The 15283-nt window shown below is 71.3% G+C and carries 14 protein-coding genes; 10 read left to right on the forward strand and 4 right to left on the reverse strand.

The annotated features are described in order from the left end of the window. Positions 1-8 precede the first annotated feature (8 nt). Genes ACFYVR_RS17425 through ACFYVR_RS17445 form a run of 5 tightly spaced genes read left to right on the forward strand, consistent with a single transcriptional unit; the run spans position 9 to position 5396 of the window. Entirely contained in the window at positions 9-305 is a 297-nt protein-coding gene (locus ACFYVR_RS17425; protein ID WP_387475293.1) for a hypothetical protein, read from the forward strand. 37 nt (positions 306-342) lie between these two features. Then, positions 343-1497, forward strand: a complete 1155-nt coding sequence (locus ACFYVR_RS17430) for an acyl-CoA dehydrogenase family protein (protein WP_387475295.1) — start codon at positions 343-345, stop codon at positions 1495-1497. Between the two features lie 35 nt (positions 1498-1532). Further along, the gene (locus ACFYVR_RS17435) at positions 1533-2699 is read left to right on the forward strand and encodes an ABC transporter ATP-binding protein (RefSeq protein WP_387475297.1); all 1167 of its coding nucleotides are present in this window, start codon (positions 1533-1535) and stop codon (positions 2697-2699) included. A gap of 5 nt (positions 2700-2704) precedes the next feature. Further along, entirely contained in the window at positions 2705-4435 is a 1731-nt protein-coding gene (locus ACFYVR_RS17440) for an ABC transporter permease (RefSeq protein WP_387475299.1), read from the forward strand. 55 nt (positions 4436-4490) lie between these two features. Continuing rightward, a complete protein-coding gene (locus ACFYVR_RS17445) occupies positions 4491-5396 on the forward strand; it encodes a TIGR03619 family F420-dependent LLM class oxidoreductase (protein ID WP_387475301.1) in 906 nt (301 codons plus the stop codon). A 54-nt stretch (positions 5397-5450) separates the two neighbouring features. Here ACFYVR_RS17445 and ACFYVR_RS17450 read toward each other — a convergent pair whose 3' ends face one another. Continuing rightward, a complete protein-coding gene (locus ACFYVR_RS17450) occupies positions 5451-6512 on the reverse strand; it encodes an enoyl-CoA hydratase/isomerase family protein (RefSeq protein WP_387475303.1) in 1062 nt (353 codons plus the stop codon). Positions 6513-6568: 56 nt separating this feature from the next. Between ACFYVR_RS17450 and ACFYVR_RS17455 the strand changes: the two genes are divergently transcribed. Both ACFYVR_RS17455 and ACFYVR_RS17460 read left to right on the forward strand, forming a co-directional pair. Then, on the forward strand, positions 6569-7846 hold the full coding sequence (locus ACFYVR_RS17455; RefSeq protein WP_387475305.1) for a CoA transferase: 1278 nt from the start codon (positions 6569-6571) through the stop codon (positions 7844-7846). Further along, positions 7843-9240 carry an amidohydrolase family protein gene (locus tag ACFYVR_RS17460; RefSeq protein WP_387475308.1) on the forward strand — a complete coding sequence of 466 codons (1398 nt, stop codon included), beginning with the start codon at positions 7843-7845 and terminating at the stop codon, positions 9238-9240. Before ACFYVR_RS17455 ends, ACFYVR_RS17460 begins: the two co-directional genes overlap by 4 nt. Before the next feature lie 263 nt (positions 9241-9503). Here the strand turns inward: ACFYVR_RS17460 and ACFYVR_RS17465 are convergent, their stop codons facing one another. Both ACFYVR_RS17465 and ACFYVR_RS17470 read right to left on the reverse strand, forming a co-directional pair. Then, a complete protein-coding gene (locus ACFYVR_RS17465) occupies positions 9504-10517 on the reverse strand; it encodes a MaoC family dehydratase (RefSeq protein WP_387475310.1) in 1014 nt (337 codons plus the stop codon). Between the two features lie 3 nt (positions 10518-10520). Then, positions 10521-11369 (reverse strand): HpcH/HpaI aldolase/citrate lyase family protein, encoded by an 849-nt coding sequence (locus ACFYVR_RS17470; protein WP_387475312.1) that lies wholly within the window; start codon positions 11367-11369, stop codon positions 10521-10523. 276 nt (positions 11370-11645) lie between these two features. On the opposite strand from ACFYVR_RS17470, the gene ACFYVR_RS17475 reads away from it, so the two are divergent. Together ACFYVR_RS17475 and ACFYVR_RS17480 are read left to right on the forward strand one after the other, a co-directional pair. After that, complete coding sequence (locus tag ACFYVR_RS17475; RefSeq protein ID WP_387475314.1) at positions 11646-12800, forward strand: acyl-CoA dehydrogenase family protein; 1155 nt, start codon at positions 11646-11648, stop codon at positions 12798-12800. Positions 12801-12828: 28 nt separating this feature from the next. Continuing rightward, positions 12829-13578: a GntR family transcriptional regulator gene (locus tag ACFYVR_RS17480; protein ID WP_387475316.1), complete on the forward strand. Its 750-nt coding sequence runs from the start codon at positions 12829-12831 to the stop codon at positions 13576-13578. Positions 13579-13693: 115 nt separating this feature from the next. Here the strand turns inward: ACFYVR_RS17480 and ACFYVR_RS17485 are convergent, their stop codons facing one another. After that, complete coding sequence (locus ACFYVR_RS17485; RefSeq protein WP_387475318.1) at positions 13694-14089, reverse strand: PaaI family thioesterase; 396 nt, start codon at positions 14087-14089, stop codon at positions 13694-13696. A 243-nt stretch (positions 14090-14332) separates the two neighbouring features. Between ACFYVR_RS17485 and ACFYVR_RS17490 the strand changes: the two genes are divergently transcribed. After that, positions 14333-15250 carry a polyphosphate polymerase domain-containing protein gene (locus ACFYVR_RS17490; RefSeq protein WP_387475320.1) on the forward strand — a complete coding sequence of 306 codons (918 nt, stop codon included), beginning with the start codon at positions 14333-14335 and terminating at the stop codon, positions 15248-15250. Positions 15251-15283 lie beyond the last annotated feature (33 nt).

Genomic DNA, 15283 nt, shown 5'->3' on the forward strand with positions numbered 1-15283 from the left:
AATACCCCATGAAGGTCGGCGAACGTCTGAAGAGTTCGGTGTCCGACGCCGAAGTGATCGTCGTCAAGATCGGAGACAGCGACGGCCCGCTCCTCTGCGGAGGCGCACCGATGTCCGTGGCCGGCGCGGTGACCGACACCGCACCACCGCGGAATCCGGCAGGCGGGACACCGCTGGTCATCGGCAAGCGGTACTCCGGAGCGGGCGTCGAGGTGCTCTGCGTGACACCCGGGCTCGGTCCGCTCACCGTCGACGGCGTGAACCTCGAGTTGACCGCGCCGCGACCGCTCCCCTCCTCGGACTGACCTCCGGCAGCGCGACCATCGCAGAAAGGGCTGCACCATGATTCTCGGCACGACACCCGCCGACCGCGCCGACCGCGCGATGCTCGTCTCGACGGTCGAGGCGGCCGTCGACCGGATCGATCCCGCCGACGGACGATCCGAGCGAGTCGACCGTGACGGACCGTTCGATCGGGACCTGTGGGCACTACTGTCCGGGGAGGTCGGCATCGGCGCCCTCGCCGTTCCCGAGGACCGAGGCGGACTCGGAGCCTCCTTTGCCGACGTCGCGGCCGTGCTCGCCGTCCTGGGAGCCGAACTGTCGCGGGTGCCGTACCTCTCCGCGGTGGTCGCCACGGCCGCCCTCACGGACGCCCCCGCGTCCGCGGTGGCCGACGACCACCTCGGGCGGATCGCCGCGGGCCGGACGATCGTCACGACCGTGGTGCCGACCGCGGACACCGACGTCGACTTCCGCGCCGACGGGACGGGAGACACCGTCGTGCTCACCGGCACCGCGTCGTTCGTCGTCGACGCGCTCGGCGCCGACGTCGTGCTCGTGTTCGCGTCGTCCCCGAACGGGGTGACCGGCCTGTACGCGGTTGCCGCCGAGGCACTGTCGCGTGCACCGATGCCGACGACCGACGCCACCAGAGGGTTGTCGACGGTCACCGCGGACCGCGCACCGGCGGTCCTGGTGGACCCGAACGCGTCGATCAGTCGGCTCCGGGACCGTGCGCTCGTCGCGCTGGCCTGCGACAGCCTCGGCGTCGCCCGACGCACCCTCGACGATGCGGTCGGCTACGCCGGCAGCCGCGTCCAGTTCGGCCGTGCGGTCGGTGGATTCCAGGCCGTCAAGCACCGGTTGGCGGAAGCCGCCGTCGCACTCGAGCTCGCGGAAACTGCTGTAGCCCATGCTGTCTGGGCTGTCGAGGCGGGAAGCGACCACGATCTGGCCGAGGCCGCAGCCATCGCCGCGATAGTGTGCGGCGAGGCCGCGTCGCGGACCACCGCCGACAACGTCCAGGTGCACGGTGGGATCGGGTTCACCTGGGAGCACACCGCTCACCGCTACTATCGCCGGGCCCTGACCAACGCGGTGCTCTGGGGCAGTGGCGACGACCATGCTCAGCGCCTCTACGAACTGACCGCCGACGGCCAGGCGCGGGTGGACCCGGACACCGTCCCGCGCCCCGCGGTCGCCCTCTCGTCGTAACACCCCGACCCAGCCCGGTCAGAAAGCGAGTTCCCGTGTCCCACGTATCCGTTCGTCAGCTCCTCAAGAACTTCGACGGCAAGCCGCCCACCGTCGCCGTGGACCATCTCGACCTCGAGATCGAGGACGGCGAGTTCCTCGTCCTGCTCGGCCCGAGCGGCTGCGGCAAGACCACCACCCTGCGGTGCCTCGCCGGCCTCGAACAGCCCGTCGGCGGCACCATCACCCTGGGCGACCAGGTGGTGTTCGACGCCGATCGCGGCGTGAACCTGACTCCGGACAAGCGGTTCATCGGCATGGTGTTCCAGTCCTACGCACTGTGGCCTCACATGTCGGTGCGCAAGAACATCGCCTATCCGTTGAAGTCCCGCAGGATGCAGGACGAACTGCGCGGTGGTCGCGTCGAGGAGACCGCTGCGCTGGTCGACTGCGAGCGCCTGCTCGACCGGCTTCCGGCCGAGCTCTCCGGCGGACAGCAGCAGCGCGTCGCCCTCGCCCGCGGGCTGGTCGCCCGGCCGGACCTGGTGCTGTTCGACGAACCGCTGAGCAACCTCGACGCCCGGCTGCGCGACCAGGTTCGCGCCGAGCTGCACGATCTGCACCAGCGCACCCCGTTCACCGCCGTCTTCGTCACCCACGACCAGAGCGAGGCGCTCGCCCTCGGCACCCGCATGGCGATCATGAGATCGGGCCGCATCGTGCAGATCGGCACTCCCCGTGAGGTGTTCGAGGAGCCCGGTGACGAGTACGTCGCCGGCTTCACCGGGATGTCCAACCGGTTGCCGTGCGAGTACGTCGACGGCCGCTGGTACGCGAACGGCACCGAACTCATCGGGGCCGAACCTCGGGCGGCCGCCGGCACCCGCGACTTCGTCCTGAGGGTCCGGCCGGAGAAGGTGCGTCTGGTCTCCGACGCCCACGATCTGCGGGCCGGCGAGGCGGGCATCGCGGTGCATGTCGACGACGTCGAGTTCGGCGGCCTGCACCTCGACGTCATGCTGTCGGCGGCCGCACCCGACGCGAGACGCCGGGAGTTGCACGCGCGCGTGTCCACGTTCGACTCGTCCCGTGCTCCCCGCGCGATCGATCGCGGCGCGCGGATGGTGCTCGCGTTCGACCCGGTCGACGGCCGGATGTTCGACGGCGAGGGCAAGGCACTGTCGACCGACAAGTCCCGTGAACTGACTGCGCTGGTGGGGTGAATTCGATGGCAACACTGACTCTCCCGACCTCGCCGGCGGCACCCGCGGCGGGCGGGCATTCGGCCCTCGCGAACGCGAGGGTGCGCTCGGCCGCGCGTCGTCTCGGTGTGCTCGCCTTCGTCGCCTTCCTCGGCTACCTGGTGGTCGTCCCGATCGTCCGGTTGCAGGCAACCGCGTTCGAGGACGGCGCCGCGGGATACTCGAGGGCGTTCGGGCTCGACCGGATCGGACAGATCCTGAAGTACACCGTCGGCCTCGCCCTCGGCTCACTCGTGGTGGCGATGGTGCTCGGGACGGCGCTGGCGTGGGCGGCGAGCCGGCTGCCCCGCCGGCTCGAATTCCTCCGGATCCTGCCGATCCTGCCGATCGTCATCCCGTCGGTCGCGGCGATCGCGGGCTGGGCGTTCCTGCTGTCCCCGCGGCCGGGCTACCTCAACGCGGCGCTGCGGAACCTGCCCTGGTGGTCCCACCTGGAGGAGGGCCCCGTCGACATCTACTCCATCCAGTGGATCGTCATCATCACCGGATTCTCACTGAGCTCGTTCGTGTACATGTTCGTCAGTTCCGGATTCTCGAACATCAATTCGGAGATGCTCGAGGCGGCGCAGGTCTCCGGGATGCCCGAGTGGAAGGTGTTCTTCAGGATCACGCTGCCGCTGCTGCGGCCGACGCTGATCTATGGGGGCGGCGTCGCGCTCCTGCTCGGGCTCGGCCAGTTCACCGCTCCCCTGCTGCTCGGAACGAACACCGGCGTCAGCGTCCTGACCACCGAGATGTACTTCCAGATCAGCGACAGCCCGGCGCAGTTCGCCACCGCCGCGGCACTCGGCTCACCCCTGTTGCTGGCGGGCATCGCGGTCGTGTTCGCGCAGAAGGCGCTGCTGGGCAACCAGAAGCGTTTCGTCACCCACGGCGGCAAGGCGTTCCGCTCCCAAGGCAGGCCCTCCCGACTCGGCGTCGCGTTGATCGTGCTGTTCTCCTTCCTGTCGACCGTCCTGCCCGTCTTCGCGCTCGCGTTCGTCGCCCTGTCCCGCTACTGGCGCGGCACGATCGACTTCTCGACGCTGACCCTGACGAACTTCGAGGCCGTGTTCAGCACCGCTGCGGTGCCGTCCGCGATCACCAACAGCCTCGTCTTCTCGCTGACCGCGATGGCGATCGTCCTACCGCTCGGCTTCGTCGCGGCCAGCCTGATCGTCCGCGGCGTGCGGTACCCCGCCCTGCGGCTGCTGGCCGATGTCCTGGTGTCCCTGCCGCTCGGTGTCCCCGCGGTGATCTTCGGCGCGGCCTTCCTGCTCACCTACACCGAGGGTCCGCTGGTGCTGTACGGCACGCCGTGGGTGGTGATTCTCGTGTACGTGACGCTGATGCTCCCGTTCGCGACGCGGATGCAACTGTCGACGATGCTCGCCCTGGGCGACAGCTATGTGGAGGCGTCCCGGGTCAGTGGTGCCGGGTTCCTGCGTACCAACACCCGGATCCTGTTGCCGCTCATGCGGGGAAGCCTCGGTGGCACCGCGGCCCTGATCTTCGTGCTGTTGACCCACGAATTCACGGCCTCGCTGCTGGTGCGGGCGTCGAAGACACAGGTCATGGGCACCATCCTGTTCGACGCCTGGTCCAACGGCAGCTACCCGCAGGTGGCGGCGATCGCGCTGATCATGACGGGTGTGACCGCCGTCGGCGTCGCCGCGGCGATGCTCGTCGGCGGTGCCGACTCGCTGAGCAAGATGTGAGCGCGGCGATCCGCGCGAGCGCCCGAAACCATCTCGAACGGAAAGGAAGTGGCCCGTGGGGTCGATCGGACTGAGTGCATACGGAATGACGGTGACCGAACTCGTCGAGCTCGCGGTGTGTGCCGACGAGCTGGGCTTCGACGCACTGTGGTTGGGCGAGCACGTCCTGCGGCCCGCCGGATACGGCAGCGAACATCCCACGACGGGAACCGTGCAGCATCACGCGACGATCGTCGACACCGACACCGAACTGATCGACCCGTGGGTGGCCCACGCGGCGATCGCGGCGGTCACGTCACGTATCAAACTCGGGACCGCGGTGTACGTGACCGCGCTGCGGCACCCGCTGCACACCGCTCGGACCACCATCTCGGTGCAGGAACTCAGCGGCGGCCGCGTGCTGTTCGGCGTGGGATCGGGGTGGCTGGAGGAGGAATTCGCCGCCCTCTCGGTGCCGTTCCGTACCCGGTTCTCCCGCACCGAGGAATGTCTCGACATCCTCCGCAAGTCGTGGTCGGGAGTCGAATTCGAGCACACGGGAAAGCATTTCACCTTCGACCGGGTGCAGGTACACCCGCGTCCCGCGCCCATTCCCGTGGTCCTCGGCGGCAACACGCCACCGGCGCTGGCCCGGGCCGCGCGGCTGGGTGACGCGTGGTTCGCGTCGGGAACCCCGACCCCGGACGAAGCGGTGGCACTGGTCACCGAACTGCGCCGGCTGCGCCGCGAGTCGGGCAACGCCGAGCCGTTCCCCTGCTACGTGCGGGTGTCGACCACCGACCCGGGGATCCTCTCCGCCTACCGGGACAGCGGTGTCGAGGATCTGGTGCTGTGGGCCGACACGCTCTGGACCGGCGACACGGTGGACGAGCGGCGCCGCAATCTCACCGCCGCGGCGGAGCGTCTGGGTGTGCCCGGCACCTCTGACGCGGCGTTGTCGGCTGCGGGACAACGCAACTGACGTTCCCGCGCCCCGGATCCGATTCCTCCTCGGATCCGGGGCGTTTCTCTATCCTCAGGCGATCTCGTCGATCAGGCCCCAGGCGAGCGCCGTCTCGGTGTCGAGCGCGATGCCGACGGCACACAGCCAGTAGGCGCGCCAGCGGCCGATCCGGCGCGGCACGCTGACGCAGCCTCCGGCGCCGGGGATCAGGCCCATCGACACCTCCGGCAGCCGGAAGACGGTGCCGGGGGCCGCGACGACTCGGGACGCGAACGCGGGCACCTCGATGCCGGCGCCGACGCAGCTGCCGTGCACGCGTGCCTCGATGCGGTCGGCGAGCGCGGCGACCAGTCGCGCGGCGCCCGCCCTCGTCCGGATCAGGTGCGCGGTCGCGAGATCCGGGGTGGTGCCGAACTCGTCGAGGTCGCCGCCCGCGGAGAACACGGGCCCGGCACCGTCGAGGAGGACAGAGGTGATGGTGTCGTCGGCCTGCGCGAGCCGCAACGCCTCGACCAGGCCGTCGCGCACCTGGGCACCGTAGGCGTTGCGTCGTTCGGGCCGGTTCAACGTCACGTGCAGCCGATCGCCCTCGCGGTCGACGAGCACCGGCACCTGCGGCGCCGGCGGCGGCAGCGGCCGCGGACCGCGCGCCGCGAGCCAGCGGCGGAAGCCGGGCGTGCCGAGCAGTGTCGAGTACCCGAGCGATTCGATGTCGACGGCCGCCGGGACCGGCAACGACTCGGCTGCCCGCAGCACGTGGCCGAGGACCATCGCCGCGTGTTCCTGGTCGGAGACCACCGCCGTCAGCTCCTCGACGGCGGTGGCCGGGTCGGGTGCGGCGACGAGGGTCCGGTCGGTCGCGGCCGCGGGCGGCGCGAGGGTGGTGTCGAGCGCTGCGGTCAGTTGCAGTTGCGGCGCCGTCAGCGGCTCCGTGCGAGTCCGCCGGCCGATGAGCAGGCGGGGGGCGCCCAGTGCGCGGTCGGCCGCCCGCGCGGCGGTGGCGGCGTCGAGGTCTGCGTCCAGATCGACAACGAGGAACGGCCGGTCGACGGCCGCTCCCTCGGTGAGCAGCGGCCAGTCCGCGGCGCCGGCGGCGAGTGCGGCCGGGGTGATGACGTCGTGCGGTGATCCCATCGTTCCAGCCTGCCAGCAAAGGATTTTCGACTCGGACACCGGGGTACCATCGCGACGTGTCCACTGCCGCCGCGTCACCGTCGAGCCGAGTGCGGGACTGGGCCGAATCCGGCGCCCTCGCCCTCACCGGCCGCCCCGACGGGCCGCCCGTCGTCCCCCCGGGTGCGGCCGCCACCGTCGCCCGCACCCTCGCAGCGCAGATCACCGCGTCGGCTGCGCTCGCCGGACGCGCACCGGAGGTCGACGGCGCGCGACTGCTGTCCGAACGGGCCGCGCTGACCGGCTTCACGCGTCGCGGCGACGTCACACTCGGCGGTAGTGGGCGGCTGCTGCGCACCGCCGACGGCTGGGCCGCGGTGTCCTGCGCCCGACCCGACGATCCGCTACTGCTCGGCGCGCTGGTCTGCGCGGACCTCGATCCCGCCGACCCGTGGCCCGCGGTCGCCGCCTGGCTGTCCACCCACACCGGGGACGAGCTGACCGAACGCGCCGAGATGCTCGGGGTGTGCGCTTCGCGCACTGGTGCACTTTCGGAGGCCCGGGCCTCCGAAAGTGCACCACTGCGCGGGACGCGCAGTGTCGAGGGTCTGCTCGTCGTGGACTTCGGGTCGCTGTGGGCGGCGCCGCTGTGCGCGCATCTGCTCGGCCTCGCCGGCGCGCGGGTGGTGAAGGTGGAGACGCCGTCCCGCCCCGACGGCGCGCGCCGGGGCAACCGCGACTTCTACACGCTGATGCACGCCGGTCACGAGTCGGTGTGCCTCGATCCCGCCGTGCCCGCGGACCGCGCGGCGCTGGCCGAACTCGTCGCCGCCGCGGACATCGTGATCGAGGCGTCCCGCCCGCGGGCGCTGGCCGGGTTCGGGCTGGATGCGCAGGAGACGGCCGCCCGCGGCGCCACGTGGGTGTCGATCACCGTGGGTGGTCGGGCAAGCGGGCGTGTGGGTTTCGGCGACGACATCGCGGCGTCTGCGGGACTGGTGGCGGTGGACGAGCGGGGTCCGATGTTCGTCGGCGACGCCATCGCGGACCCCCTGTCCGGGTTGACGGCCGCGGCGCTCGCCTGCTCCGCGGACGCACCCGGACGGCTGATCGACGTGTCGATGACCGACGTCGTGGCCGGCACGCTCACCGCCGCGGCGGACGGCCCCGCTCCCCCGACCCGCAGGCAGGGTGACCGGTGGGTCGTCGACACGGCGGAGGGCGAGGTCGAGGTCGTGCAGCCGCGCCGACGTCAGGTCCCCGGAACGGCGCCGGACCTCGGCGCCGACACCGTGTCGGTCCTGCGGTCCCTCGGCATTCCCACGGCGGGCATCTCGACGGTGGTGGCGCGATGACGGCACCCCTGCTCGTCGTCGATGCCGAGGTCGACGGCGTGACGGGGGTCGACGTCCGGATCGAGGCGGGCCGGATCGTCGCCGTCGGCCCCGACCTGTCACGCGCGGGCGCCGAACTGGTCGACGCCGGGGGCGGCGCGCTGATCCCCGGCCTGACCGACCATCACCTGCACCTGCACGCCACGGCCGCGGACGCGGCGTCCGTGCGGTGCGGGCCGCCCGCGGTCCGCGGCGCCGGGCAACTGGCGGCCGCGCTGGCCGCCGCACCGGTGGACGCCCACGGCTGGGTCCGCGGCGTCGGCTACATCGAATCGGTGGCCGGCGATCTCGACGCCGCCGCCCTCGACCGTCTGCACCGCGACCGGCCGACACGGATCCAGCACCGCAGCGGCGCGATGTGGGTGCTGAACTCGGCGGCGGTCGCCGCGACCGGGCTGGTGTCGGCCGAGCACCCCGGTGTCGAACGGGACGCGACGGGCGCGCCGACCGGGCGGGTGTGGCGCGCCGACGACTGGCTGCGCACCCGACTGCCCACGTCCGGCCCCCCGTCGCTCGCCGCGGTCGGTGCCGCCCTGACCGGCTTCGGGATCACCTCCGTCACCGATGCCACGCCGGACCTGCGGCCCGATTCCCAGCGGGCGATCGAGGCGGCGATGACCTCGGGCGACCTGCCGCAGCGGGTCCACCTCCTGGGAGCGCCGCTGGCCGAGCCGGGGCGCGGCGACTCGTCCGCGGGTCCGACGGTGGGGCCGTACAAGATCGTCCTCGCCGACTCCGGGCTTCCCGACCTGGACACCCTCGCCGGCACCATCCGCGCCGCGCACGCCGCCCGGCGACCGGTCGCGGTGCACTGCGTGACCCGGGAGGCACTGCTGATCCTGCTGGTCGTCCTCGACGAGGTCGGCACCGTCCCGGGAGACCGGATCGAGCACGGCGCGGTGGTTCCCCGTGAAACCCTCACGTGGATACGGCGACTCGGGCTGCGGGTCGTCACCCAGCCCGGGTTCCTCGCCGACCGCGGCGACGACTACCTGCGCGACGTCGACCCGGCGGACCAGCCGGACCTGTACCGCTGCCGGTCCCTGCTCGACGCCGGGATCCCGGTGGCCCTGTCCAGCGACGCACCGTACGGCCCGCTCGACCCGTGGCGGGTGATCGCGGCGGCGGTGGACCGTCGCGCACCCACCGGCGACGTCGTCGGCGCGGACGAGCGTCTGGCGGCGACCGAGGCCCTGAACGGGTACCTGGCCCCGGTCACGGACCCGGGCGGACCGGCGCGACGCGTCGTCGTCGGTGCGGACGGCGACGTGGTGCTCCTGCATTCCCCGCTGGCCGAGGTCCTGGCGGCCCCGACCGCCGACGCGGTACGCCGCACGGTGCTCGCGTACCGCTGATCCGCGCTTCGCGCAGTGGTGGGCGGGGGGGGGGGGGGGCGGGCGGGCGGGGGGGGCGGGGGGGGGGGCGGGGGGGGGGGGGTGGGGGTGGGGGGTGCCGCGGCCGGGGCGGGCGCCCCCCCCGCCCCCGGCGCCCCCCCCCCCCCCCGCGGCCGGGGCCCGCGGCCGGGGGCGGGGGACCGGGCCGGCGGGGGGGGGGCGCGCGGGCGCGGGGGCCCCCCCCCCCCCCCCCCCCCCCCACCACTGCGGCGGAGCCGCATCCCTCAGGCGAACAGCGCGGTGAACCGCCAGTCCAGCACCGGCGCCGGGTCGGCACCGCCGCGGTGGGCGAAGACGATCGAGCGCAGGTCGAGGGTGCCGCCGCCGGTGGGCAGCGCGGACGCACTCTCGACATACAGGTCGCTGGTCAGGGTGTCGCCCTCGGCGACGGGACCGGTGTGATCGCAGGACTGCCACCCAAGCACCGTCACCAGGTTCGGCAGCGCCCGCGCGGCCTGCCCGAGCGCGATCCCGATGGTGTGTCCGCCGTAGACGAGACGCCCGGCGGCGCCGACCCGCTCGTCGTGGTGGGTGGCCGCGATGTTGAGCGTCAGGCGGGCGAGTTCCGGTGCACTGGTGACGACGTCACCGCTCGACGTGAACCGGGTGCCGACGAGCGAGGCGTCGAAGTGCGCACCGGGCACGCGGTGTCGGTAGGCGTCCAGGTCCAGTCCCTCCGGCACGACCCAGTTCGGCTGGCCGTCGGCGCCGATCGCCGACAGGTCGTCGGTCCGTACCGCGGTCGCCGGGTCGGTGCCCGGACGCACGGGAAGCATTGCGCAGCGGTGGAAGTCGAGGACGGTGCGGCCGTCCTGATCGACGGTGTTCATGCGCAGCGCGGCCAGCCCCGTCGCGGCCCGCCCGGGCTTGACCGAGTTGCTCTTGAGCCCGACGACCTCGGTGGTGGTCGTCAGGGTGTCACCGATCAGCGGCAGCCGGTGCAGCCGCAGCCCCCGGTAGAAGAGGTTGGCCTTGACGTGGTGGGTGGCAAGGGTTGACTGGCCGATCGCGACGTCGGTGACCAGTCCCGGGTGCGCGAGCGGGCCGCCGGCGACCGCGGTCGACAGGTGCGCGTCGAGCGGCAACCGCAGTCGGTCACCGAGGATCGCGTGGTGCGCCGCGGCGAGCCCGTCTGTGAGGGTGACGGCGGGCGCGGTGTCGAAGACCTGGCCGACGGTGAGCTCGTCGAAGTACGGTCCGCCGACGGCGACGGTGCGGGTGTGGGTGGGTGCGGTCATCGGTCAGGCTCCGATCTTGGCCAGGGTGCGACGGGCGGCGACGGCGACGGCTTCGTCGAGCATCTGGCCGTCGAGTTGAGCGGCTCCGGCGCCGAGGGTCTCGGCCTCCTCGAGCGCGGCGAGGACCTTCTCGGCCTGGTCGGCCTGCTCGGCCGTCGGCGTGAAGGTTTCCTGCGCCGTGTCGATCTGCGCGGGGTGGATCACCCACTTGCCGTCGAAGCCGAGGTCGGCGACCCATCGGGTGGCGTCCCGGAACGCCTCGTCGTCCTTGATGCCGAGGAACGGTCCGTCGATCGCGTCCACCCCGGCCGCGCGGGCGGCGTGCAGTACCCGATCCTGCACGTACAGCCACTGGGCGGGCCGGACCGATGTCGAACGACCCAGCGCCGCACCGAGATCCGCGTAGCCGATGATGACGGCGACGACCCGCGGACCGGCCGCGATCGCAACGACGTTCTGCACACCCGTGGGGGTCTCGACGAGCGCCTGCACCCGCAGCGGCACCCCTTCGGCGCCGCGCAGCAGCCGGTCGGCGGCATCGAGGTCGGCGACGGACTCGACCTTGGGGATCACGATCGACGCCAGCTCACCGGAGACCTCCGCGGCCGCGGCGAGGTCCGCCCGGAACCACTCGGTGCCGGGGCCGTTGACCCGGACGGAGACGGCCCGCGTGGCGCCGTACTCGCGGACGAGGCGGGCGACGAGGTCGCGCGCCTCGTCCTTGCGGGCGGGCGTGACGGCGTCCTCGAGATCGAGCACGACCTCGTCCGCCGCGGACTCGAGTGCCTTGCGGGCCTTGCGTTCGTCGGACCCGGGCGCTACCAGTGCTGCTCGTCGCCGTGCTGCGATCACTGTCGATCCCTTCGGGATGTGTTCTCGGGTGAGCAGACGGATCCTCGCCCACCGCTGCCAATAATGTACGGCCATTATGCGCGGCCGGGCCGTGCCGCACCAACCGGAACCGACCAGCGCCTCCACCGGGATGCGCCCGCGATTCGCGCAATGGCCCTGGGCTCGCACGTGGACGAGAGGAGCACGCGTTGACATCTGTACGACCACTCGGCAACAATGGCCGTACAAATTCTTCCCCGGGCTCACAGGGCCCGCGACACGGCGAGGACGTCCCGCGTGAGCTACTACCTGAACGACGAAGAGGCATTCCTGGTCCGGACCGTTCGAGAGTTCGTCGACCGTGAGGTCAAGCCGACCGTGCAGGAGGTCGAGCACGCGAACGAATACCCCGAACAGTGGATCGAGCAGATGAAGAAGATCGGCATCTACGGTCTGGCGATCCCGGAGGAGTACGGCGGCGCCCCGGTGTCGATGCCGTGCTACGTGCAGGTGACCGAGGAGCTGTCCCGCGGGTGGATGTCGCTCGCCGGCGCGATGGGCGGACACACCGTGGTCGCGAAGCTGCTCGGCCTGTTCGGCACCGAGGAGCAGAAGCAGCAGTACCTGCCGCGGATGGCGACCGGCGAGATCCGCGCGACGATGGCGCTGACCGAGCCCGGCGGCGGCTCCGACCTGCAGGCGATGACGACGAACGCCAAGCGTGACGGCGACGACCTCGTCATCAACGGCGCGAAGACGTGGATCACCAACGCCCGCCGCTCGGATGTCATTGCACTGCTGTGCAAGACGGATCCGGCCGCGACACCGCGCCACAAGGGCATCTCCATCGTGCTGGTCGAACACGGCCCCGGCCTGACCGTCTCGCGTGACCTGCCCAAGCTCGGCTACAAGGGTGTCGAGAGCTGCGAGCTCGCATTCGACAACTACCGGGTCCCGGCGACCGCCGTCCTCGGCGGCACCGAGGGCAAGGGCTTCGGGCAGATGATGAAGGGCCTCGAGACCGGACGCATCCAGGTGGCGTCCCGCGCGCTCGGTGTCGCGGCCGCCGCGCTCGAGGACGCCCTCGCGTACGCCCAGCAGCGGGAGAGCTTCGGGCAGCCGATCTGGAAGCACCAGTCGATCGGCAACTATCTCGCGGACATGGCGACGAAGCTGACCGCTGCCCGGCAGCTGACGCGGTTCGCCGCCGAGAAGTACGACGCCGGCGACCGCTGCGACATGGAGGCCGGCATGGCGAAGCTGTACGCGTCCGAGGTGGCGATGGAGATCACCCTCAACGCGGTCCGCATCCACGGCGGGTACGGGTATTCCACCGAATACGACGTCGAACGCTACTTCCGCGACGCGCCGCTGATGATCGTCGGCGAGGGCACCAACGAGATCCAGCGCAACGTCATCGCCGGCCAACTCGTCGCGCGCGGCGGGATCTGACCGACTGGCCCACTATCATCGGACGGTCATGAGAACCAGGGAGAAGGACACCGTTCCGGCGTACCAGCTCGTCGCGGGCGCGCTGCGCGCCGACATCGCGGACGGGCGTTACCGGGACGGTGTCCGTCTGCCCACCGAATTCGAACTCGCGGAACAGTTCTCCGTGAGCAGGCAGACCGTCCGTCGCGCCTTCAGCGATCTCGTGGCCGAAGGCGTCGTCTACCGGGTACCCGGGCGCGGCACGTTCGCGACCGACTCGCGGACCACCGGTCGCTACCTGCGCCACCACGGCTCCATCGAAGACCTGATGAACCTCTCCGACGACACCGCGATGGAGGTACTCGAGCCGCTGCGCCGCCGGGTCGACATCGAGGCCGCGGCCCGGCTGCGCATCGACACCGACATCGTGCACACGGTGGTGTTCCGACGCATCCACGACGGCACCCCGTTCGTCCACACCACCGTGCACCTTCCCGAACACATCGCCCGGCACATCACCGACGCGCCGGAACTCATGGACCGCGCGGTCGGCACGTCGACGATCATCGGACTGCTCGAGCCGCACCTGAGCAGCCCGATCAGCGAGGCCGCGCAGTCCATCACCGTGGCGCCGGCGACCGAGGCGGTCGCCGCGGCGCTCGGCTGCGACGTCGGGCACCCCATGCTGCGGATCGACCGGGTCTACTCCGACGCGCAGGGCCGCGTCGACGAGGTGTCCGTCAGCTACTTCCTGCCCGAGCACTACACCTACCGGGTGACGCTGCGCCGGGGAATGTGACGGCACCGCCGTCGCGAATGTGACGGCACCGCCGTCGCGAATGTGACGGCACCGCCGTCGCGAATGTGACGGCACCGCCGTCGCGGCTGTGACCCGGTGACGGCCCGCGGCGCGGCTACGCGGTCGGGCGTTCGAGGTTCGCCAGCCGAACCTGTCCACGGGCCACGAGCTTCCCGTCGGCGCCGGTCAGCGTCACCGCCCACAGCTGCTGGGTGCGGCCGCGGTGAATCGGCAGGGCCTCCGCCTCGAGGGTGCCCTCGCTGACGGCACGCAGGAAGTCGGTGTTGTTGTTGACCCCGACGACGGTGCGGCCCGGGCCGGTCCAGTACTCGGCACCACCGATGCTGGCGAGGGTCTCGATGACCGCGCAGTACACACCGCCGTGGACGATTCCGAACGGCTGGTGATGCTCGGGAGTCAAGTCCACCGTCGCGGCGACGCGTTCGGGTCCACGCGCCGTCAGCGTGAGCCCGAGCTTCTCGTTGAATCCGGTCGAAACCAGGTCGGTCATCGTCACTCCTCGCCGGCGAATACGGTGATCCACCCCATGCATTCACTTCCGCAGCGAGCGTATCCCCACCGATCTCGACAGGCCGGACGCGGTCCCCCCACACCGGGATTCGCCGACCGGCATCGTGGCCCGCCGAGTCGACTCCCAGCCGATTGCCAGCTTCTTTGAACTTTCTTTTGACGTTCATGGACTGTACTCGAGTCGTTCACCTTGTAAACGACTGATCCGGGAGATGCCGCAGCCATGAGTGTGTTCGACCGATTCCGGAAACGATCCGACCCGGATTCCGTACCCGAGTCGGCGGAACGGGCCCCCGTAGCCCCGATCGGCTTCCAGCAGACCGCGAGTGCACTGCACGCGTTCAACCGGTACGAGATCAAGTACTTCGTCGACGAGATGAAGGTCCCGGAACTGCGGCATGAACTGGCCGCCCGGATGGACACCGACCCGTACTCACCGCACGGCGGATACCCGGTGACCTCCCTGTACTACGACACCCCCGATCTGCGCTTCTACTGGGAGAAGATCGAGGGCCTCAAATTCCGCCGCAAACTGCGCCTGCGCTTGTACGGCCAGCCGTCCGACTGCACCGACGACACCCCGGTGCAGATCGAGATCAAGCAACGCGTCAACCGGGTCACCCAGAAACGTCGCATCGCCCTGCCCTACGCGGTGGCGCAGCGCTGGCTCAACGGCCGCGAGGACATCGAGTGCGATCCCGCCCAGCGACCGTTCGTGAACGAGGTGACCACGCTGATCGGCAACCTCGACCTGCGGCCGATGGTCACCACCGGCTACCTGCGGGAGGCGTTCGTCGGCCGGGAGGCCGACCTCGGACTGCGGGTGACGATCGACCACAAGATCCACGGCCGCGACCGCGACTTCCACTTCGCTTCCGGTGCCGAGAACCGGTTCATCATCCCGCCGAAGCTCGCGATCGTCGAACTCAAGGCCAACGAACGCGTCCCGTACTGGGCGACGGATCTGACTGCCCGCCTGAACATGTCGGTGATCCGGGTCTCGAAGTACTGCCAGTCGATCGAGGCGTTCGGGCTCGCACCGCACTCGCGTAGCGGCGCACCGGAACTCGTCCTGCCCGCAGGCTACGACCGCCTCGCCCCCGCCGACGTGCTCGACGCCGCCACCCCCGCCGCGAGCTGACCGTCGCCGGGCACCGCTCTTCGCCGTATTCCA

This window comes from Rhodococcus sp. NPDC003318, assembly GCF_042879035.1.
Taxonomy (GTDB): Bacteria; Actinomycetota; Actinomycetes; order Mycobacteriales; family Mycobacteriaceae; genus Rhodococcus_G.